General features: G+C 56.6%; 20 protein-coding genes and 1 tRNA gene. 5 read left to right on the top strand and 16 right to left on the bottom strand.

Features of this window, described 5'->3' with window-relative positions; translation table 11 throughout:
- Nucleotides 1-3: 3 nt before the first annotated feature.
- The 5 genes from HY868_20975 to mvk form a co-directional block, all read right to left on the bottom strand.
- Nucleotides 4-210, bottom strand: a complete 207-nt coding sequence (locus HY868_20975) for a hypothetical protein (protein MBI5304620.1) — start codon at nt 208-210, stop codon at nt 4-6.
- A gap of 8 nt (nt 211-218) precedes the next feature.
- A complete protein-coding gene (locus tag HY868_20970; protein ID MBI5304619.1) occupies nt 219-419 on the bottom strand; it encodes a hypothetical protein in 201 nt (66 codons plus the stop codon).
- Nucleotides 420-500: 81 nt separating this feature from the next.
- On the bottom strand, nt 501-1463 hold the full coding sequence (locus HY868_20965; protein MBI5304618.1) for a homocysteine S-methyltransferase family protein: 963 nt from the start codon (nt 1461-1463) through the stop codon (nt 501-503).
- Nucleotides 1464-1668: 205 nt separating this feature from the next.
- Nucleotides 1669-2739 (bottom strand): glycosyltransferase, encoded by a 1071-nt coding sequence (locus HY868_20960; GenBank protein MBI5304617.1) that lies wholly within the window; start codon nt 2737-2739, stop codon nt 1669-1671.
- Nucleotides 2740-2741: 2 nt separating this feature from the next.
- Nucleotides 2742-3665, bottom strand: coding sequence for a mevalonate kinase (gene mvk, locus HY868_20955; GenBank protein MBI5304616.1), 924 nt, complete (start codon nt 3663-3665; stop codon nt 2742-2744).
- A 142-nt stretch (nt 3666-3807) separates the two neighbouring features.
- On the opposite strand from mvk, the gene HY868_20950 reads away from it, so the two are divergent.
- From HY868_20950 to HY868_20940, 3 genes are all read left to right on the top strand, one after another.
- On the top strand, nt 3808-5106 hold the full coding sequence (locus HY868_20950; GenBank protein MBI5304615.1) for an HlyC/CorC family transporter: 1299 nt from the start codon (nt 3808-3810) through the stop codon (nt 5104-5106).
- Nucleotides 5107-5191: 85 nt separating this feature from the next.
- Entirely contained in the window at nt 5192-7531 is a 2340-nt protein-coding gene (locus tag HY868_20945) for a PEP/pyruvate-binding domain-containing protein (GenBank protein MBI5304614.1), read from the top strand.
- Complete coding sequence (locus tag HY868_20940) at nt 7524-8564, top strand: flippase-like domain-containing protein (GenBank protein ID MBI5304613.1); 1041 nt, start codon at nt 7524-7526, stop codon at nt 8562-8564. The genes HY868_20945 and HY868_20940 overlap by 8 nt, the downstream gene beginning before the upstream one ends.
- Nucleotides 8565-8644: 80 nt before the next feature.
- On the opposite strand, the gene HY868_20935 is transcribed toward HY868_20940, so the two are convergent.
- From HY868_20935 to HY868_20910, 6 genes are all read right to left on the bottom strand, one after another.
- Nucleotides 8645-8717: transfer RNA gene (locus HY868_20935), tRNA-Arg, on the bottom strand.
- Nucleotides 8718-8886: 169 nt separating this feature from the next.
- Nucleotides 8887-9030 (bottom strand): DUF2442 domain-containing protein, encoded by a 144-nt coding sequence (locus tag HY868_20930; GenBank protein ID MBI5304612.1) that lies wholly within the window; start codon nt 9028-9030, stop codon nt 8887-8889.
- Nucleotides 9031-9075: 45 nt separating this feature from the next.
- Nucleotides 9076-9261: a DUF4160 domain-containing protein gene (locus HY868_20925; protein MBI5304611.1), complete on the bottom strand. Its 186-nt coding sequence runs from the start codon at nt 9259-9261 to the stop codon at nt 9076-9078.
- A gap of 102 nt (nt 9262-9363) precedes the next feature.
- Nucleotides 9364-9774 (bottom strand): GIY-YIG nuclease family protein, encoded by a 411-nt coding sequence (locus HY868_20920; GenBank protein MBI5304610.1) that lies wholly within the window; start codon nt 9772-9774, stop codon nt 9364-9366.
- 223 nt (nt 9775-9997) lie between these two features.
- Entirely contained in the window at nt 9998-11836 is a 1839-nt protein-coding gene (locus tag HY868_20915) for a hypothetical protein (protein MBI5304609.1), read from the bottom strand.
- Nucleotides 11836-12450: a YdeI/OmpD-associated family protein gene (locus HY868_20910; GenBank protein MBI5304608.1), complete on the bottom strand. Its 615-nt coding sequence runs from the start codon at nt 12448-12450 to the stop codon at nt 11836-11838. The genes HY868_20915 and HY868_20910 overlap by 1 nt, the downstream gene beginning before the upstream one ends.
- A gap of 225 nt (nt 12451-12675) precedes the next feature.
- On the opposite strand from HY868_20910, the gene fusA reads away from it, so the two are divergent.
- Nucleotides 12676-14763: an elongation factor G gene (gene fusA / locus HY868_20905; protein MBI5304607.1), complete on the top strand. Its 2088-nt coding sequence runs from the start codon at nt 12676-12678 to the stop codon at nt 14761-14763.
- 135 nt (nt 14764-14898) lie between these two features.
- Complete coding sequence (locus HY868_20900) at nt 14899-16167, top strand: hypothetical protein (GenBank protein MBI5304606.1); 1269 nt, start codon at nt 14899-14901, stop codon at nt 16165-16167.
- A gap of 52 nt (nt 16168-16219) precedes the next feature.
- Here HY868_20900 and HY868_20895 read toward each other — a convergent pair whose 3' ends face one another.
- From HY868_20895 to HY868_20875, 5 genes are all read right to left on the bottom strand, one after another.
- Complete coding sequence (locus tag HY868_20895; protein ID MBI5304605.1) at nt 16220-16741, bottom strand: tetratricopeptide repeat protein; 522 nt, start codon at nt 16739-16741, stop codon at nt 16220-16222.
- A gap of 69 nt (nt 16742-16810) precedes the next feature.
- Nucleotides 16811-17470 carry a helix-turn-helix transcriptional regulator gene (locus HY868_20890; protein ID MBI5304604.1) on the bottom strand — a complete coding sequence of 220 codons (660 nt, stop codon included), beginning with the start codon at nt 17468-17470 and terminating at the stop codon, nt 16811-16813.
- Nucleotides 17471-17711: 241 nt separating this feature from the next.
- Nucleotides 17712-18539, bottom strand: a complete 828-nt coding sequence (locus tag HY868_20885; protein ID MBI5304603.1) for an ABC transporter permease subunit — start codon at nt 18537-18539, stop codon at nt 17712-17714.
- A gap of 4 nt (nt 18540-18543) precedes the next feature.
- On the bottom strand, nt 18544-19425 hold the full coding sequence (locus HY868_20880) for a sugar ABC transporter permease (protein ID MBI5304602.1): 882 nt from the start codon (nt 19423-19425) through the stop codon (nt 18544-18546).
- A gap of 82 nt (nt 19426-19507) precedes the next feature.
- On the bottom strand, nt 19508-20755 hold the full coding sequence (locus HY868_20875) for an ABC transporter substrate-binding protein (protein MBI5304601.1): 1248 nt from the start codon (nt 20753-20755) through the stop codon (nt 19508-19510).
- Nucleotides 20756-20868 lie beyond the last annotated feature (113 nt).

Here is a 20868-nt window from a genome sequence, read left to right as displayed (position 1 = left end):
CGTTCAGTCGTCGCGCGGATCGCCGGGTTTGGACGATGCGTCGAGAAAAACCACGCGCATCAATTCGTCCCCGGAATCGTCCAGGCGCGATGCCGAGTCATCACATTCGATCTCGCCCGGCTCGCCCAGGTGTGGCTGGTTGGGACAAGCGACGAGGCACAACGTGAGCGGCGCGCCATAACAACTCGCCGCGCACTTGAATGTGATCATTGCCGCGCCTAGTGATCGTGATGCGGCGCGGGCGCGTCTTGCTCCGTCCACGCGCCGGCGAGCAGCGGCAATTGCTGAGGTTTGTGAATCAGCAAAGGCAATCCTTGCGGACAAATCCAGAATTGCTTGTCGGCATAATGCAAACTGAGCAAAGGCACCTCGCCGCTCGTTCGTCCGCAGTGCAAACAGCGTACACTATCTTGACTCATGGTTCTCCTTTTCGGTAAAGTTGACTTGCGCGATTATCGCATTCAACCTTGCGAAGGTTTTTCGTTCGCCCGATTATCGCGTCAAACGGCGGACGCGTCTATGACTTTAGTCGCACGCGCATTTCGCGCGATGCTTTCGATGTGGCGCGTATCTGTGCCGCAACATCCGCCGAGAATGCGCGCGCCAAACTCGCGATGAATGCCCGCCATCAGCGCGCCGAAGGGTTCTGGCTCTTCCGAATCCAATTCCGCCAATCCATCCAATTCTTCGGGACTCTTGGACGACGTGTTCGCCTGCAAACCAATCACGCGCGATGCGAGCGCATGTTTGGCGATCTCGTCGTTCACGAGCGCCTGACTGAAAACCGCCGGATGCACGCAGTTCACTTGGTATCCGAACGGCGGTCGCGCGACACTTGAATCAATTTCCTGAATCGCGCGATGTAACGGCGTACCGTCCAAAATTTGTCCGTTGGAGCGCACGACGAAACTCAGGATGTACGGCGATGCCACGCGCGCCATCGCGATCGCAATGCCGAATGCTTCGGAAAACGCGGGCAAGGTCGCCGCGAGAATGTAATCAGGATTCGTTTCGGCAATCGCTTCGATTTGGTATGCGTGAAACAATGCGGCGCGCTCCTTATCCAGCGCCTCCGCCGGTTTGTACGCATCGCCGCGCGGTCCGATATCCGCGCCGACAAAGATGGGCGCGTCCGTACTCGCGTAGCTCGCGCAAATCGCGCGCAAAAAGCGTATGTTGTCCTGATTCACCGCGCGATCATGAAACGCGGAATGCTCAATGCGCTCGCGACTCGCGCGCCAAGTGTCCGCGAGCGCGAGCATCGGCAGATGATAATGTTGTCCAACGTCGAGATACTCGCGATGCACCTGCTCCAAAATCTGCGCCGACCCAGGATCGTAGACGAGCGTCGCGTGCGCGAGAAACGGATCGAACTGGATCGCCGGATGCCGGCGCAATCGTTCGTAGACCGAACCCTCGGTCAGAATCAAATCGGTGTTGGCAAAGAACGTTTCAAAATTCATTTCGTTCCCTTGAAAATACCCCTCCCTAACCCTCCCCTTGCAAAGGGGAGGGAAGGGTGGGGTGTCTGGATTTTCATTCGACCGCTGGTGCGCCAACGGCGAATGAACAACTTCTCTGAAAATAGGACGCGGATTAACGCGGACAAACGCGGATAAAAATAAACATCCGCGCTTGTCCGCGCTTGTCCGCGTCCCAAAATTTATCTCATTGCCGCGTCCAACGCCGAATCATTTCGCGCTGTTCATTCACCCACGCATTGAGGTCGAGCAAACGAATGCTCTCCTTGATCGGACGCGTCTGCAATTTGTTCAACGTCTCGCGCAACGGTCGCCCGGACGCGCGTATCAATTCAAGACGGCGCGACAAATAGCGATGCAAAATCGCCGCGTCGGGCGGATCGAGTTGCAGTTGGAAACGTTCGCGCGCGATTTCGCGCCAGTCGAACTGCGCGAGTTTTTCGAGATGCGCCAAGCCAACCGCGCTGATGCGTTGAATCGGGTTCTCGAATTGACCCAGTTGCTCGCGCAGTTGCGCGATGTCAACGATGCGTCGCGCGGTACGCGTCACGTCGAGCGGCAAGCCGCCCATGTTGTACTCGAACGGGACCGAGTAGATCGGTTTGCCGGCAAGCGCGTACATTTCACACCACGCGTATTTGAACGCGAGCGGCAACAAACCGTCTTTTTCAACACGCCGCAAGGAAACCGGAATCGCCGCGCGTGTGAGTACGCCAAACTCGCCGTACTTCGCCGCGCGTTGAACGTAATCATGGTCTTCCGCCATCACAATCGCTTCGTCAAAACCGCCAATCGCTTGGTGCACCGCGCGGCGGACGATAATACAAAAGCCGGGCGCGTGCGGCGAAAACGGTTGCACAACTTGAAGATAGAGATTCGCCACCTCGACCATCACCTTGTCCGGCAATGCGTCTTCAAGCGGCGCGATCAACGTCGTGGCGACTACATAGTTCGATTCGGTAAATTCGTCGAGCGCCGTCGCGATGAACTCGCGCGCGGGCAGCACATCCGCGTCGAGAAACAAGAACACGTCGCCGGTCGCGGCGCGTGCACCGGAGTTGCGTCCCGCGCCGGGCTTGCCACCGGGCACGACGTGCGCGCCGTACTCGCGCGCCAACTCGATGGTGCCATCGGTCGAGCCGGCGTCCGCGACGATGATTTCGTCCGGCGCGCACGTTTGCATTCTCAACGCGCGCAGAAGTTGCGGCAAGGTTTGCGCTTCGTTGAGCGCGGGGATGATCACGGAAAGTCGCGGCATCTTCATTCCACCCGCGTCACCGTTACATCGCGCGCCCCGGCATAGCGCAAAGCGCGCACCACTGCGTCTTGGGTAACCCCGTCCACGAGCGCGATGACGTTGCCGCCGCGTCCGCCGCCGGAGAGTTTCGCGCCGCGCGCGCCCGCGCGCCGAGCCGCGTCCACGAGCGTTTCGATTTCCGGCGACGACACGTCAATCGCGCGCAAGAGTGCCTGGTTCGCGTTCATCAACTCGCCGAGCGCGTCCGCATTCCCCTGCTCGATTGCCGCGCGCGCATCACGCGCAATCGCGCCGATGTGGTCGAAGATGGTTTCGTACTCGACGCGATTTTGTTCCCACGCGCGGCGCACATCGCCAACCGCGACTTTGGTCAGTGCGGGAACGCCGGTGTCCGCGATGATTATCGTGAATGGTCGCGCGACGCGAAACGATTCGATGGGCTGACCGCGCACAAAGTACACCGGTTGTTCGAACGCGATGACCGTATTGTCAATGCCGCTCGGCGTGCCGTGATGCAATTGTTCGACTTTATACGCGAGCGTGGAAATGTCGTCGCGTGATACATCGCGCCTGAAATGCACGGCAAGCGCGCGCGCGACCGCAACCGACACCGCCGCGCCGCTCCCCAACCCGCGCGCGACCGGAATCGTCGAACGAACTTGCACGTTGAATCCGCCCGACGCGACGCCGAGATGCGTGCACGTCGCGCGAATGATCGCGGCAAGCGGATCGTCGTCCGCCGCGCCGCGCAGTGTGAACGCGCGCGCAATGTCCGGCGCGTCAATCGTCACATCGTCATCACGCGTTACGGTGACAGTCGCTTCGGCACGCACCTGAAGTACCGGCATAGCAATCGCCGGGCGTCCGTAAACGACCGCATGTTCGCCAAAAAGAATGATTTTGCCCGGCGCGGATGCTTTGCTCAAAGTGAAACCCTTGTGGTAAAATGTAAGTGAAGATACACTCGATCATCGTACTACGGAGAACACAGATTTGTACTCCGTGGTAAAAATATTCAAGACCTAAACTAACACAAGTTGGGCAAGCAAGCAAGTAACTGGGGGAGGAATGGACGAGCCGCTTTTTATCGTGCTCAAACTCGCCAGTGTTGGCGCACTGATTTTCGCGAACGCGTTTTTTGTCGCGGCAGAAATCGGATTGATCAGTGTGCGGCGTACCCGCGTGGAACAACTCGCAACGGAAGGCGATTCCGCCGCGCGCGTGGTGCAAACCTTGTTGCGCGATCCGACCGGTTTTATCGCGACCGTACAGGTTGCCATCACCGGTGCGGGGCTGGGATTGGGGTGGATCGCAGAGCCGACGCTGGAAAGCATGATCGCGCCGATATTTGCTGGCATTGCGATTCCCGGACTTTCGTCCGTCGTCACGTTTCTCATCATCACTTATTTGGTGATTCTGCTTGGCGAGTTGCTACCCAAAGCGATTGCGTTGCGCTACACTGAACGCATCGCGTTGGCGGTCGGTTTACCCACGTTGATTTTTGGAAACATCTTTCGTCCGTTCGTGTGGCTGTTGAACCACAGCGCCGCGACGATCTTGCGTTTGTTTCATCTGCAATTGCCGACCGACGCGCAGATGGGGCACACCATCGAAGAATTGAAAATGCTCGTCAGCGCGAGCACCGAATCCGGCGAGTTGGAGCAACACGAAGAAAAAATGTTGCACAACGTGTTCGAGTTCGAAGATCGGTTGGTGCGCGAGTTGATGATCCCGCGCAACGAAATGACCGCGGTCGAAGAGAACACGACCATCGCCGAATTTCTGCAAACGTTCAGCGAGGTGCGTCACGCGCGTTACCCGATTTACGCGCAAACTTCGGACAACATCACCGGCTTTATCGCGATCAAAGATGTGTTGCGCGCGATTGCGTCCCAGGGCGCGCGCGCGCTTGACGCGGCGGTACGCGCACATGTGCGACCCGCGCTCTACGTGCCGGAATCGAAACGCGTCGGACGCCTATTCGCCGAGATGCAGTCGCAGAAAATTCACATCGCGATTGTGATTGACGAATTTGGCGGCACCGCCGGCATGGTCACGCTCGAAGATTTGGTCGAACGCATCGTGGGACGCTTGAGCGACGAGGTCGCACAAGAAGACCCGCTCGTCGAGACGATTGACGAGCACACGATGCAAGTGGACGCGCAGATGCAAGTCGAAGAAATGAACGAACAACTCGGCATTCACCTGCCCGAAAGCGACGGGTACGAAACCGTCGCCGGGTTTGTGTTGCACACGCTCCGCCACATTCCGAAAGAAGGCGAGCAGTTCAAATTCGAGAATCTCAAATTGACGATCACCGGCATGAGCGGACCGAAAATCGAAAAGGTGTTGATTACGCGATTGTAATGGCAGTAGACAAGGACACAGGTTGACAAGGAAATAGGTGAGCGTCTGTATCCTTGTTACATTCTTCTAGCCGGAGCAAGACACAATGCCTCCTGATTCACTCAAAGTACCCAAAGTACTCAAATTGTATTTGGAAATTACCCAGTATCCGATTCTCGCGCCGAAGATTCGCGCGCGCATGCGCGAGGAGTTGTTCACACGCGGCGTGATCACTCGGACGAATTTCGAAACTGAAGTCCGCACCAAAGCGGAGCAAACGCAACGCCTCGAAGGTCTCGATAACCCGCTGATCCAAGAACCGGCGGATGTGTGGGAACGGCGCAAGCAACAGACACGTGACTATCTCACCGATTTCTACTTTGCGTATAATCTGCCCCACGAATTGTTCGAAGGAATCGTCCAGAGCATCGTCGCCGAGCGCAACCCAAGCCAAAAAGTGTTTCTGACCTTCAACCCGGAACTCGCGCCGATTGATATGGTCCTCGCGCAAGGCGAACGCTACGAGGCGCTGCCGCAGAGCGAGCGCGCGCAAGCGCAACACCACATCCAAGAAATGGTCGTCGTCGTCCTCAAAACATTGATGACCGATCACCTGGGATTCATCCGCATTGCGAAGGAATGGTTCACGATTCACGACTTGAAAGAGATTCGTCAGCGACGCATCGGCGACGGCAAAATCGGCGGTAAAGCGGCAGGGATGTTGCTGGCATGGAAGATTCTCCAACGCGTCGCAGAACAAAGCGGCGCGCACGCGCCGGCAATCGTTTTACCGAACTCGTGGTACATCGGGTCAAGTATGTTGTACGAGTTCAACTCGCACAACAACTTGCTCTTTTCCGTGGATCAAAAGTACAAGCCGCTCGAACAAATCGAAGCCGAGTATCCTTCCATTGTCAAGGCGTATCTCGAATCGCGTTTGCCGGAAGAAATGAGCGAGCCATTGCGAGAGTTGCTCGCGCAGGTGGGCAAGCGCGCGCTCATCGTCCGTTCGTCGAGTTTGCTCGAAGACAATTTCGGCACCTCCTTCGCCGGCAAGTACGATAGTTTCTTTTGCCCGAATCAAGGCACGTTCGAACAAAATTTTGCGGCGTTGGCAACGGCGATCAAACGCACCTACGCGAGCGCGCTCAACCCAGACGCGCTGGCGTATCGCAAACGTATGCGCTTGATTGATTACGACGAGCGCATGGCGATTTTGATTCAAGAAGTGCAAGGCGAGCGCCGCGGCCGGTATTTGTTTCCCACGCTCGCGGGCGTGGCGTACAGTCGCAATCCGTTCCGGTGGAATCCGCAAATCCGCCGCGAGGATGGCTTTGTGCGCCTGGTCTGGGGCTTGGGCACGCGCGCGGTCGAACGCGTCGGCGCGGATTTCCCGCGCATGGTCGCGCTCAGCCACCCGCGCTTGCGCCCCGAAGTCGGCGCGGATGAATTACGCAAGCATTCGCAACGCTTCATTGATTTGATTGATCTCGAAAACAACATCCTGACCACCAGTCCGATTGCGTCCATCTTTTCAACCGACGACAAAGCCCTGCCGTACCTGGTTTCGGTAGACAAGGGCGATTACGTTCAATCGCTGTTTGCGGACCCGCTGCTCGAAGGCGCGGAAAATCTGTTGCTCACGTTCGATGGTCTCTTGCAGAAAACTGATTTTGTGACGGTGATGAAAACCTTACTCCAGCGTTTGGAACGCGAGTACGCGTTCCCGGTGGATGTCGAGTTCACAGCAGACATTTTGCAAAACTCGGACAAGCCGCGCGTGCGAGTGCACATCTTGCAGTGCCGTCCGCATACAAGTTACGAAACGGGAACCCGCATCGAACTGCCCGCGAACATTCCGGAAACCGACCAGGTCTTTTCGACGAATCGGCTCGTCCCCCAAGGACTCGTGCAGCGGATTCGGTACATCGTCTACGTGCATCCGGAAAAGTACAGCCAGCTCGGCGACCCCACATTGAAACTCGAACTTGCGCGCGTGATCGGACGCTTGAATCAACGGCTCGAAGGACAAACGTTCATCTTGATGGGTCCGGGGCGCTGGGGCAGTGCGAACATGGACCTGGGTCTCAAAGTGGGGTACGCGGACATCAACAACACGCGCGTGCTCGTCGAGATCGCGCTGCCGCGTGGGGAAGGCATTCCCGATGTGTCATACGGCACGCACTTTTTCCAAGATTTGGTGGAGGCGCACATCTATCCACTGCCGTTATTCCCGCACGAGCCAGGCACGTCGTTCAATCGCGCGTTCTTTACGCAAGCGCCCAATGTGTTAGCGCCGTTGTTGCCCGGCGATGCGGCGTATGCCGAATACATCAAAGTGATTGAAGTTCCCACGGTCGCGAATGGTCGTCACCTGGAAATTGTGATGGACGAAGAACGCGGCGAAGCGGTGGCGTACTTGAGGCGATACGAGGGTCATGGATAATCCGAGCATTACCGTACGACGACACTGGGTCGAACGCCGCCATTGGATTCAACTCGGCATCGTCGCCGTGATCGTGTTTCTGCTGGTGCCACACTTGGTCGGGGTGGATCGTGTGCTCGCCGCGTTGCGTCACGCGAACCCAGGATTTATCGCGTTAGCCATCGGCGCGGAGGTCCTGCGCTATGTTGCGAGTGCGAACTCGACGCGCGCGCTCGCGCGCATGTTCGAGCGCCACGTGCCGCTGTCGCCGCTGGTGCAAGCGTTCTTTGCCGGCGCGGCGGCGAATCGCATGGTGTCCACCGGCGGCGCGCCGGGAATGCTCGTGCGATTGCTCTGTCTGCGGCGGCATGGAGTGACGACCGGCTCGGTCGCCGCGATTTTCCTCATCGAGAATATCAATGGGTTGATCGTCGGCGTGCCGACCCTGCTCGTTGGTATCGCGCTGTTCGCGTCTACGCGCGCCGCGTTGCCGCTGGAACGCTATATCGGCGCGTTGCCGATTGGCGGCATCTTGCTCGTCGTCGTACTACTGTATCTTTACACGCGACGAACCTGGGTCGAGCGCGTCGCGTTGTGGTGTGCGCGCGGATTGGATCATCTCGCGCGACGCGTGCTGCATCGCGCGGTATTTCACCCGGAACGCGTGCTCAAATGGATCGGCGATTTTTACGATGGGATGACGCTCGCGGTGCGCTATCCGCTCCCCGCGACGATTTCGCTCGCGATGAATGTGGTGCGGAATTTTGCCGGCTTGCTCGCGCTCTATTCCGCGTTTCGCGCGGTGGATGCGACAATCGGTTGGGACGTGCTGATCCTGGTTTACACTTCGGCGAGTTTCTTGACGACGTTGAGCGCCGCGCCGGGTGAAGTTGCGATCATGGGGTCGGGCATCGTTCTGCTCGCGGCAACCGCCGGAATGCCGCAAGCCATCGCGATGACTGCGCTGTTGATTTCGCGTGCACTCGCGTTCTGGCTTCCACTGCCAATTGGTTATGCCGCGTTGTGGAATCTGATTCGGCAGGGGCACATCTGATGACTGACCGCCGACCACTGACCGCCGATAAAAATTGACAAACCCGCTTCCCCTGAAAAAAGGAAAGCGGGTTTTGCGTGTACCCCTGGGGAGACTCGGACTCCCGCACATGGCTCCGGAGGCCACTGCTCTAATCCACTGAGCTACAGGGGCGATTACGGTTGATAGTTTAGCACACTCGGCGCGATTTGGCAAAAGTAGTCGTCAGCCCACCGTCGTCAGTCGCCAGATAATCCCAGAGCGAACGAATGAGATACTATGCCGGATTCAACTCTGGAACATAATCATGCAAAAACTCCGGGCAGAAATCATAGCCATTGGGCTAGGTGATCCCGCCTCCTTCTTCGACAGTGACTTGCTTGAAATAATCCCAGCTTGCCAATGGCGCGGAGATTCCTTCGCCGATGAACGGACGCAGATCGAGATGCCTGGTTAACCCATCGGCAAAACGAATTCGCACAGTCATGCTGGTTGTGGCAGAACTTTAATTACTCGGTGCATTTTTATCTCCCTATGTCAACGGTTCAATCGAATTCAACTCGCGTTTTGCCTGTGCGCGTTCCCAGTCTTGCCGCAATTCCGCACGATGCAAAACAGCCCACTCAATCACGAGTCCTAGAACACGACGCGGCAAATCACCTTTCAGAATATCCAGGGTTTCGATTGCGATCTCTGCATTGAATTCGCCATACTGCACATGACGATACCAAGAAAGCGGCTTATTTCAGACTTGGTGACCTCGTTGACTGTTGATATTATATCACGCGCTTGCGAGCGAATCAAAGACCTGAAACCAGCATCAGTCGTCGGACAAATTCATGGGACGTTTCGCGAAATAGATCAAGTGCGTCGCGCAACTGCAATCGCTCGCGCCGAAACGCGGCGCGATGACGCGCGCGCCCGGCATGGCGAGCGCGGCTTGCGCCCACAAACACTCCAAGCGATCTTCGCTTCGATGCGCCCACACTTCCTTGATACGCCCGTGCGCGAGCAAATAGTCAATGTGCCAGTGCATTTTCTTGTCGGGGCGAACGTGGCGCGCGAGGCGTTGCGCCAAACCGTTCATCGCACTGCCGACGTAGAGATAATAGCCGCGCGGAAACTTGAACTCGCTGAGCGCGCCGACGCGAATCGTTTGGGCGCGCGAAAGATGGATGACGAGCGTGTACGTGCCGCGCGTTCTGTGCGCGCGAGAGGATCGGTTTGGCATAGGAACTTGGTTCACCTATCGAAAAAAGCAATATGGGACGCGGATGAACGCGGATGAACGCGGATCAGTTTTTTATCTGCACTCGTCCGCCAATACCTTCGTCAAAATCACAAATTGATCCGCAAATAACGCGAATGAAACAAAAAATTCGCGAAGATTCGCGAGATTCGCGGATGAAAAAATTAATTGGCGAAGGTATCGGTCCGCGTCGTATATTTTTTATTCACGAACCGGTTGGAATCGGCAAGCCCTCCATCCGCATGATCTTGAGGGCGTTTGTCGTCGGACAGGGACCGCGGCGAATCTTGTAGTCGAACACCAATTTGCCGTCGGCAACCTCATCGCGGAAATGATAGTTGCGTACCTGCGGACGTTGCTCGGCAAGCCCAGCCAGTTCGAGATCGTGCGTCGCCAACAGCCCAACGCCATTCTCGCCGAGTAACGCTTGAATGTAGGCACGACTACCCAGGAATCGTTCGCGATTATTCGTGCCGCGAAAAATCTCGTCAATCAGGTACAGCAACGGCGAATCATCGCGCGTTTTCAGTTCTTCGAGCAAACGCTTGAGGCATTTGACCTCCGCGTAAAAGTACGAGAACCCATCGGTGATCGAGTCGGTGATGTGGATGCAGGTCGCTAATCGAAATGGGAACGCGCGAAAATGCGTGGCGACGACCGGCGCGCCGGCATACGCGAGACACAGGTTGATACCGACTGATTTGAGAAACGTACTTTTCCCCGCCATGTTCGAGCCGGTAATAATCGCCAACTCGCCCAGCGCGTCGAACAGAAAATCATTGCGGACGCTCTGCGCGTGCGGAATTAAAGGATGACCCAGGTTTTGGACGGCGAGAATCGGCTGGGCGTCGCGCGTGATGTCGGGAAACGTGTACGCGGGATTCAGGTATGCAAAATTCGCGAGCGCCATGTACGCGTCCAACTCGTAGCACACGCGCATCCACGTCGGGAACAACTCGACGACCTGAGCGCGGGAGCGAACCGTGAGATACGCAAAGAAGAAATCCCAGGGCGCGATGAGATTGAGCGCCAGCCCGAACACGGGATTCATGCGCAGACCCACGCCGACCGCGACGAGTCTGAGTTTGCGCGTGTACGCGGATGGCGGATGCGCGGCATCGCACAACGGCGCGCACAAGCGCGCGAGATGCTCGCGCGAGCCAAGTGGAACATTCTCCAGAAAATTGAGAATCACGCTAAACCGGTCGAGTTCCGCGGACATCCGCGATAACGCGCCAAAGATCGTGGTGAGCCACGCTTGATTGAAAATGTAAAACGCCAGATAGAACAAAAGAGAGAAAATCCAGTATGCCGGGAAACCAGCCCAAAGGTTCAAGGCGACGAGAATAAAATTGAGCGCGACCAGTCCGGTCGCGGCAGGCAAAGCCCATTTCAAACGATGCGCGTCAAACGCCACCGATAACCACTGCACCAGTTTCTCGCCCTCCAACGGCTCGCGCAAGACCAGGCGAAACGTAAGCCCAAATCGTTCGCGCAAGCGCGCGAACGAAACCAACTCGCGCACGATACTCTGGCGCGCGTGAACTTGCTCGAGCGCCGGATGATCCTGGGTCAGCCAATCGGCAAGGAGTTGACTCGCTTGGCGCGACAGTGTCGTGTCAAGTAAATGGTGCAACGAACGCGGTCCGGTGAGATCGAGGTCAAGCGCGAGTGTTTTCGCGCGCGCGTGGGCAAACGTCAAGTTCGCCATGTGCTCCCAGTCGTGCGTCATCCGCGCGAGTTGGTCGGAACGAATCGCGCGCGATGTAGTGAACGTGTCCACCCAGCGTTCCAATCGTTGGTGATACAACACGACCGCGAGAAAAATCATCGCGGCGACGGCAAACACGCTCCACCCGGCGAGCGCGTTTACTTGCGCGCCGATGCTTACCGCCGCGCCCAGCCCGGCAAAAAAGGTGCCGACGCGCAACCACGACACTTGGTTGCTCAAGATTCGCAAGGGAACAAGTCGCCGTTCCAATCGTTTGATTTCGCGTTCAATCGCGCGCTGGCGCGCTGAGCGTACTGCTATCTGATCACGCATCACGCATCACTCGTCTTTTGTTTCGGATTCATCCGCGTATCAATCCCCAGTCTTTGATTCTGTTTCACCATTTGAATTGTCATCGCGATGCGCCGCGCACGCGTTTCTTCGCGCTTGGCTTCGGTAATCCAATAGATGAATTGCCGCTTGTGCGATGGCGCGAGTTTGTCAAAATTCTGTTGCGCTTGTTTGTCTGCCGCGAGCGCGCGTTTCAGTTCGAGCGGAATGTTCGTCGTGTCCTCGCGGATCGTCGCCTTGTCCCATTCGCCATTTTGTTTCGCCTCGTGAATCTTGGCAAGTCCCGCATCCGTCATTCGTCCCTGCGCGATCATTTTCGCGACGCGTTTTTTGTTCGACTCTGACCAAATACTTCCTTTGCGGCGCGGCGAAAATCGCTGCGCGTATTTCTCGCCGTCAATGCCTTTGGCGATACCATCAATCCAGCCAAAGCACAACGCTTCTTCGACGGCTTCATCGTACGAGACACTCGCCTTGCCGCTATTCTTTTTGTAGAGCACGACCCACAGTTCAGTTTCGCGCGCGTAATTCTTTGCCAGCCACGCGTGCCAAGCATCACGATTTTTGAAACTCTTGCGTTTAACGATTTCGACCATATCTCGAACTCCTAACGATGTACGCGCTGATCGCGAACAACCGCCCGCAGTTTATCACGTTCGCCCAGTGAAAGCAACATTTTGGCGCGGTTTTGATGTTGTGGTATAATGTTCATCAAAGGATGAAGGCAGAAGGATGAAGGATGAAAAACAATAGTGTTTCATCCTTCATCCTTTATCCTTCTGCCTTTGTTTGTAACCTTTTTATGGAGGCAGTGAAGCCCTATGAATGAGTACAAGGCGGACAAGATCCGCAACATCGTTTTGGTAGGACACTCGAGTTCTGGCAAGACCTCGCTCGCCGAAGCGCTCCTCTTTAACACTGGCGCCGTGACGCGGCTCGGTAAGGTAGACGACAACACCAGCGTCTCGGATTTTGACCCCGAAGAACAACGCCGCAAGATTTCGATCAACACCTCGCTCGTCCCCTGCGAATGGAACGGCTACAAGATCAATGTGCTAGACACGCCCGGCTATATGGACTTTGCCGGCGAAGTCAAAAGCGCGTTGCGCGTCGCCGAATGCGTCGTCGTGATGGTGGACGCGGTGAGCGGTGTCGAAGTAGGCACCGAGTTAGTGTGGCAGTACGCCGACGAAATGAAACTACCGCGCATCATCATCATCAACAAACTCGACCGCGAGAATGCGGATTATGATCGCGTGCTCGCGCAATTGCGCGAACGCTTCGGCAAGAGCGTCGTCTCATTGCAAATTCCGGTCGGCAAGGAAGCGAATTTCAAAGGCGAAGTCAACGTCGTCAATCGCAAAGCATTCATCGGCGAAAAAGAAGGCGCGGTGCCCGGCGATTTGTCCGCGCGCCTCGAAGATGAACGCGTCAAACTGACCGAAGTCGCCGCGGAAGCGGACGACAAGTTGATCGAGAAATTTTTGAACGGCGAAGAACTGACCGAGGACGAAATTCGCCTGGGCTTGAAACTGGGTCTCCGCGCGGGCACGCTCGTGCCGGTCTTGTGCGCGTCGGCGACCCAGAACATCGGCGTGCAGTACCTTTTCAAATTCTTTGCCGATTATCTCCCCGCGCCGCTCGAAGGCGCGCCCGTCACCGCCAAGAACCTCGCGACGCAAAAAGACGAGAAACTCACCGTGAGTGAAACCGGTAATCTCGCCGCGTTCGTGTTCAAGACGATGGCGGACCCGTACGTTGGCAAGCTCACCTATTTCCGCGTCTACTCGGGCGCGCTGGAATCGAACTCGAGTACCTTCAACGCCCGCACGAGCGCGACCGAACGCATCGGTCAACTCTACGTGTTACGCGGCAAGGAACAAATTTCGGTCGCGAAAATTAACGCGGGCGACATTGGCGCGGTCGCAAAACTGCAAGAGACTGCGACGGGCGATACCTTCTGCGACAAGGCGCACGCGCTCGCGTTGTCGCCGGTGGCGTACCCCAATCCAGTCTACTCGGTTTCGCTCACGCCAAAAACCAAGACCGACCTCGACAAGATGGGCACGGCGTTGCAACGCCTCGTCGAAGAAGACCCGACGTTGCGCGTGTATCGCGAGCACGACACGAACGAAACGATCATGTCGGGCATGGGCGATTCGCACGTGGATGTCGCGGTGCGTCGCTTGAAACAAAAATTTGGCGTCGAGTTGTTGACCGGCGTGCCGAAAATTCCGTACAAAGAATCCATCACCAAGACCGCCAAAGTGCAAGGTCGTCACAAGAAACAGACTGGCGGGCGCGGTCAGTTCGGCGATGCCTGGATTCGGTTCGAGCCGTTGCCGCGCGGCACAGGGTTTGAATTTACCGAAGAAGTGTTTGGCGGCGCAGTGCCCCACTCGTTCATCCCCGCAGTCGAAAAAGGGATGCGCGAAATTCTCAACAAGGGTGTGCTTGCCGGCTTTCCGACGATTGATTTTCGCGCGGTGTTGTACGACGGTTCGTACCATCCGGTAGACTCGTCCGAAATCGCGTTCAAGTTGGCGGCGCACAAGGCGTTCAAGAGCGGGATGCCGCTTGCCGGTCCCGTGTTGCTCGAACCCGTGATGAATTTCGTCATCACCGTGCCGGAAAACTTTATGGGCGACGTGCTCGGCGACTTGAATACGAAACGCGCGCGTGTGCAAGGCATGGATCAGAAAGGCGCGTGGAGCGTCGTCACCGCGCAAGCGCCGCTCGCCGAAATGCAACGCTATGCGACCGACCTCCGTTCGATGACCCAGGGTCGCGGGTACTTTACGATGGAATTCAGCCACCTCGATCCCGTGCCCAGTCATATCGCCTCCCAGATTATTGAAAAGGCAAAGAAGGAACGCGCGGGCGAAGAGGAAGCAGAAGACGAAGAATAGAACACGATCAACCTTGCGAAGGTTGAGAACCTTCGCAAGGTTTTTTTATTTCACCCATTGACAGCGCGCGTCTCTTTCGCTACAATCGCGCGCAAAATTGAAACGCAAGTTTCCAACTTGCCAGGAGGACAAGCTATGTTTCGTCGTTTGTATGCGTTTCGCGCGTTCGCGATCTTACTCGCGATTCTCGCGCTGCCCGCGCTCGCGTGCGAATTTTCGTTCTCGACCGCGAGCATCACGAACGGCGTGATGGCGCGCGAAGTCAAGGGCGACAACGTTGACCCGGTCGGCATCACCGACGCGTTTCCGCCCGACCAAGCCGTTTTTCACGCGGTCATTTCGATCAAGGATGCGCCAAAAGACACGTCGGTCAAAGTAGTGTGGACGGCGATTGACATTGGGAACGCCGGCGCGCCGAATAGCAAGATCGGCGAGTTCGAACTGAAAGCGGACGGCACGCGCAATCTTGATTTTACGTTCAAGCCGGACGCGGGACGTTTGCCGCCGGGCAGCTACAAAGTGGATGTGCAACTCAACGGCAAAACTGAGCGCACCCTCCAATTTTCCGTGACCGCGCCCACACCGACGCCAGTACCACCAACGGCAACGCCGCGTCCGCCAACCACGACGCCTGTACCCGCAACAGCAACACCACGTGCGGTCACCGCAACGCCGGCGGCAAAACCGTCCACGTTGGTTCGCAGTGTGACGCTGGCGACGGATGCTAAAGCGGACACCAAAGACCCCATCAACCCGACGACCGAATTTCAACCGAGCGCGACCTTCCACGCGATTGTCGCGACCCAGAACGCGCCGGCAAATACCCGGTTCAAAACCGTCTGGTACGCGACCGATGTCGGCACTGCCGCCCCGCCCAACACCGTGATTGATCAAACCGATGTCACGGCGGATGGCACGCGTAATATTGATTTCACGCTCAAACCCACGACCGTTTGGCCCATCGGCAAATATCGCGTCGAAGTGTTTGTGAACGGCGCGCTAGATCGCGTCGTGAATTTCACGGTTGCACCGCTCGCGCCGACTCCTGCGCCCAAGTCGTCTAGCATCGTCAAAAGTGTAACCCTGGCGACCGATGCAAGATCGGACACACGCGATCCGATCAACCCAACAACCGAGTTCAATCCAACCGCCACCTTCCACGCGATCGTCGCGATTCAAAACGCGTCGGCAAACACAAAAGTCAAAGCGATGTGGTACGCGACGGATGTTGGAACCGTTGCGCCGCCGAACACGCTGATTGATCAAACCGAACTGACCGCCGATGGCACGCGCAACATTGATTTCACGCTCCAGCCCTCCGGGAGTTGGCCCCCCGGCAAATTCCGCGTCGAGATTTTCGTGAACGGCACACTCGACCGCAAAGTAGAATTCACGGTGAAATAGAAAAGACCCGAAGGGTTGCTCGCAAGCGACCCTTCGGGTCTTGATTTCACGATTACCGCACGCCCATGATTCGCAACGGAATCTGGATGATCGCGCGCAGGAAACCCGCGCCACCCTTTGCCGCTAGCGCGCGATCGTACGCGGCGAGCGATTCGAGAAAACGTCCGGTCATCAACAGCATGTGACTCAACGCGCGATGCGTGTCGTACTCGAGCATTCGATCATCGAGTTGGTGAAACAAGTCGGCGGCGCGTTTGTAATACCGCTCCGCCTGCTCGGTTGCGTGCGCGTGATTCAACACCTGCGCGAGATTACCGGCGGCTTTGGCTTGCCCGCGCGCATCGCCCAGACGTTCGAACTGGGCGAGCGTATCTTCGAGGACTTGCGATGCTTCCGCGCCGCGACCGGAGAGGTAGTACACGACGCCCAGGTCGTTGCCGACGGTGGCGGCTTGCGCCAATTCGCCCGCTGTCAAAAATTCGGCGCGCGCGCGTTGAAACGCTGCCATCGCCTCGTGCAACGAGCCGGCATCGTACAATTGTTTGCCTTGTTCGTACAGCGCCTGCGCGGACACAGCATACTCCAAAAATCTTGCGAAGGTTAATACACCTTCGCAAGGTTAACTATTTTCCTAAAACAACCGCTAGTGCACCACGAGCAAAATTTCGCCCAGTTCTTTCAGTTTGTTCGTCGGCAAATCGCCAAACTTGATCGCCATCCGGAGGTATGCGAGGTTCGACGGATCGAGCACAAAACCGCGCACGTCTTTCGGCAAGCGCGCCAGTTTTTCGAGATCGAGCACACCGCCGCGTTCGACAGTTTTAGTATCTTCGACAAAATAAAACAGCTTGACGCCCAAAAATTCCGCGAGCAGTTCCAGCAACGTCACCGATACGTCGCCCAGCCCGCGTTCATAGCGCGCGATGGTGCCCGGTTTGCATCCCAGCAGTTCGGCGCACTCTTCCTTCGATTTGCCGGCGGCAACCCGCGCCTGTTTCAGTTTCGCGCCGAGCGCGATTTTGCGTTTGCGAATTTCTTCTTGCGTGGGCGGAAAAGGCGATTCCTCTTGCACTAGCGAGGACGCATCCAAAAAATAACTGAGGGGCATTTCGAAAAAGAGCGCGAGTAATTCCAATTCGGGGAGCGTTACATCGCGCGCGCCGTTTTCGTACTGCCGCACGCGCGCGGCAGTGACGCCGAGTCGTTGCGCGACCTGTTGCACCGTGCGATGCGATTTTTCGCGCGCGGCGCGGATTAACACGCCGATGATTTTGCGTCGAACGAGCAGAGCTTCGGAATCCACCGCGACCTCCAAGGATGTCGTCTGGGATGATTATAGCACAAACGTCGCGCGCAAACAAGGCAAGGTACAAGGCAACCTTGCGCAGGTTTGCAAACCTGTGCAAGGTTTCTCCCTACGGCTACAATAATTCCAAAACCCCGCGCGCACGCTCCAACCCGAAATCCGGCTTGACCGGCGCGCTCGCCGGATGCTCGCGCCGCGTGACGCCGGGGAGGACGACGACGGTGTGCGCGCCGCGCCTTTACTTTTCTTCAAAGAGTGACAGACCGGTCACGAGACTCTTTTGCGTCAGCAGCAAGACGATGAGCGGCGGAACCATCGCGACCACAGTGCCTGCCATCACAATGTTCCAATCCACTGCCGCATCCGTCGCGATCAATTGCTTCAAACCGACCTGAATCACGCGCGTCGTTTCTGCATTCGCAATCACGAGGGGCCACAGGTACTGATTCCACATGTAAATGAACTCGATCAGAAACAGCGCCATCAAATTCGTTCGCGAAATCGGGATGATGATGCTCCACAAGAAATGTAGCGGTCCCGCGCCATCTATGCGCGCGGCGTCCGCGAGCGATGGGGGAATCGTCATATACAGTTGGCGAAAGAGCAACGTGCCGGTCGCGCTGGCAAAAAACGGAATCGTCAGCGCCCAGTAGGTGTTGACCCAGCCGAATTGATCCATCAATTGAAACGTCGGCACGATGCGGACGGGCACCGGCAACATGTGGGTGAGAAAGATCAAGCCAAAGAAAAACATCTTGCCGCGAAAATCGAAATACACGAACGCAAACCCCGCCGTTACGCTCAAGATCATTTTGCCCGCCGCGACCGCTAGCGAGATAAAGGTCGTGTTGAACACGAGCCGCAACAGCGCCGCACGGTCGAACGCGATCTGATAATTTTGGAGCGTGCCCGTGCCGGGCAGGAGATTCGGCGGAAAGCGATAGTACTCTTGCGCCGTCTGCGTGCTTACCAAAATCGCATACAGCATCGGGAACAGCGTCAGCAGGACCGCCGCTAACATAACGGCATGGGCGAGCGTGGCGCGAGTCAATCGGATGATGCTCATAACGTTATGCTCCGTAGAATACGCGCCGTCCGGCGTAGCGGAATTGCAACAGCGTCAACGACGCGACGATAAAGAGCAACACCACCGATTGCGCCGACGCAAACCCCGTGTTCATCGCGATGAATCCGTCGCGATACAGTTTGTAGACCAGCAAGTCGGTTGCGTACCCCGGTCCGCCGTTCGTCGTGACGTGAATCAAGCCGAACCCTTCAAAGAACGCATAGAGCGTGTTCATGATCAACAGGAAAAATGTGGTGGGCGAGAGTAACGGAAACGTAATCTTCCAGAATTTCGTCCAGGCATTCGCGCCGTCTACCGAACCGGCTTCGAGAATTTCAGTCGGCAAGCCCTGAATCCCGGCGAGGAAAAAGATGATGTTGTAACCCAGCATCTTCCAGGTCGCCGCCAGCGCGATAAACAACAACGCGTGCGTGGCGTTACCGCGCCAATCGAAATGAAGACCGAGCGTGTTGATCGCGTTCGTCGCCATCCCAATCGTCGGCTCGAGCATCAACGCCCAGATCGTGCCGGCGATATTCGGCGAAAGCGCATAGGGCCAAATCAACAGCGTGCGATAAATCGTAAACCCGCGCAGGCGTTGATTCGCGACCATCGCGATGAACAGACTGAGCGACAAGCCCACGACGACGACAAAAAGCGCAAAGAGCAACGTGACCTGCAAGGAATTCAGGTACTCGCTCGTCGTGAACAACTGCTCAAAGTTCCGCAAGCCGACAAAAATCTGGCGCGTGCCGGAAATGTTACTGCGAAAGAAACTGGCGTAAATGCTCTGCGCGCTCGGCACGACGAAAAAGATGAGCACGACAATCACGCTCGGCGAGAGCAATAGATAGGGGAGAATTTTGTTGGGGAAACGCGTTTGCATAGTTTAGTTCGATGGTGCGATAGTGGGCTAGTGCGATAGTTGTCACCCAACTATCGCACTAGATAACTATCGCACTATTGGACTACTTGTTGACTTCGGCGTAATCTTTGAGAACTTGATTCGTCTTGCTTTGCGCCGCGTCGAGAACGGTCTTGGGGTCTTTCATATTCACAACCGCTTCTTCGATTGCCGCGCCGACGACATCGCGAATCTCGACAAAGTTACCGAGCAGAACACCGCGCCCGGCGGGTGTGTCCACGCCGACCAGAATTTCCATGAACGCGGTCAGATAGTTTGGTTCTTTGGCGAACCAACCCTCATTCATCAGCGATTGCACCGCCACGTTCGTAGCCGGGAAATAGCCGGTCTTTTTGTGCCAGGTGATCTGGTTGTCCAGTTTGTTGACATGCTTGAGAAATTCCCACGCCGCGAGGTTTTCGGCATCGGAACGACCTTTCATCACCCACAGACAACCACCGCCGACGACAGTGTTGCCAGTTGGATAACCGGGCATTCGCGGCAAGAATGTCGTGCCGATTTCAAACTTGCCCTTGGCGCTGTTTTGAATGCCGCCGAGACTCGACGTGGATTGGACGAGCATCGCAAACTCGCCGGCGAGGAACGGCGCGTTCGCATCGTACTCGCGACCGCCGTACACGAGCACCTTGTCCTTCGACCACTTTTGCCATTCCGTCAGCACCTTGACGCCGAACGCGTTGTTGATATAAACCTCGTTCGCGAGACCGCTTCGTCCATTGTCTTGGTTCGCAAACAACTGATTGTGCGTGCCGTACATCTGTTCAAAAATCCACGCGGGCCAACCGAACGAAATACCGCCCTTTGCCGAGCCGCTCGTCACGATTTTCTTTCCGTAGTCGTACACTTCATCAAAGGTCGTGGGTGGTTTGTTCGGATCCAGTCCGGCTTTCTTAAAGATGTCTTTGTTGTAGTACAACATCGCCGTCGAACTGTTGAACGGCATGCAGACGACTTGACCGCCGACGCTATAGTACTTGACGATCGGTTGAACGACATCGCCGAAATCTACATCGCCGCGATTGAGCGTGTGGATCGGGATAATCGCTTTGGAATCGCGCATCGTTTGCGTGCCGACTTCGTACACTTGCACAATGTGCGGCGGCTTACCGGTCTTGTATGCCGCGAGCGCTTTAGTGACCGTCTCGGCATACGAGCCGGTGAATTCGGGCTTGACGGTAATCCCATGCTTGTTGGTCTTGTTGAAATCTTCTGCAAACGCTTTGATCACATCGCCGCGACTACCGCTCATCGCGTGCCAAAAAAGGCAAAAGCGCAAAACTCGCTTTGTCATCCTGAGCGAAGCGAAGGATCGCTCAAGCAACTGGCGAGATTCTTCGTCGCTTGTTTGAATTCACTTGGTTGCGTGTTTTCAAGAGCCGCTCCTCAGAATGACAAAAAGTGAGT

It is taken from the genome of Chloroflexota bacterium (assembly GCA_016219275.1).
Lineage (GTDB): Bacteria > Chloroflexota > Anaerolineae > UBA4142 > UBA4142 > JACRBM01.
The sequence above is the reverse complement of the archived record's forward strand: the minus strand, read 5'-3'. Positions and strand labels throughout refer to the sequence as shown.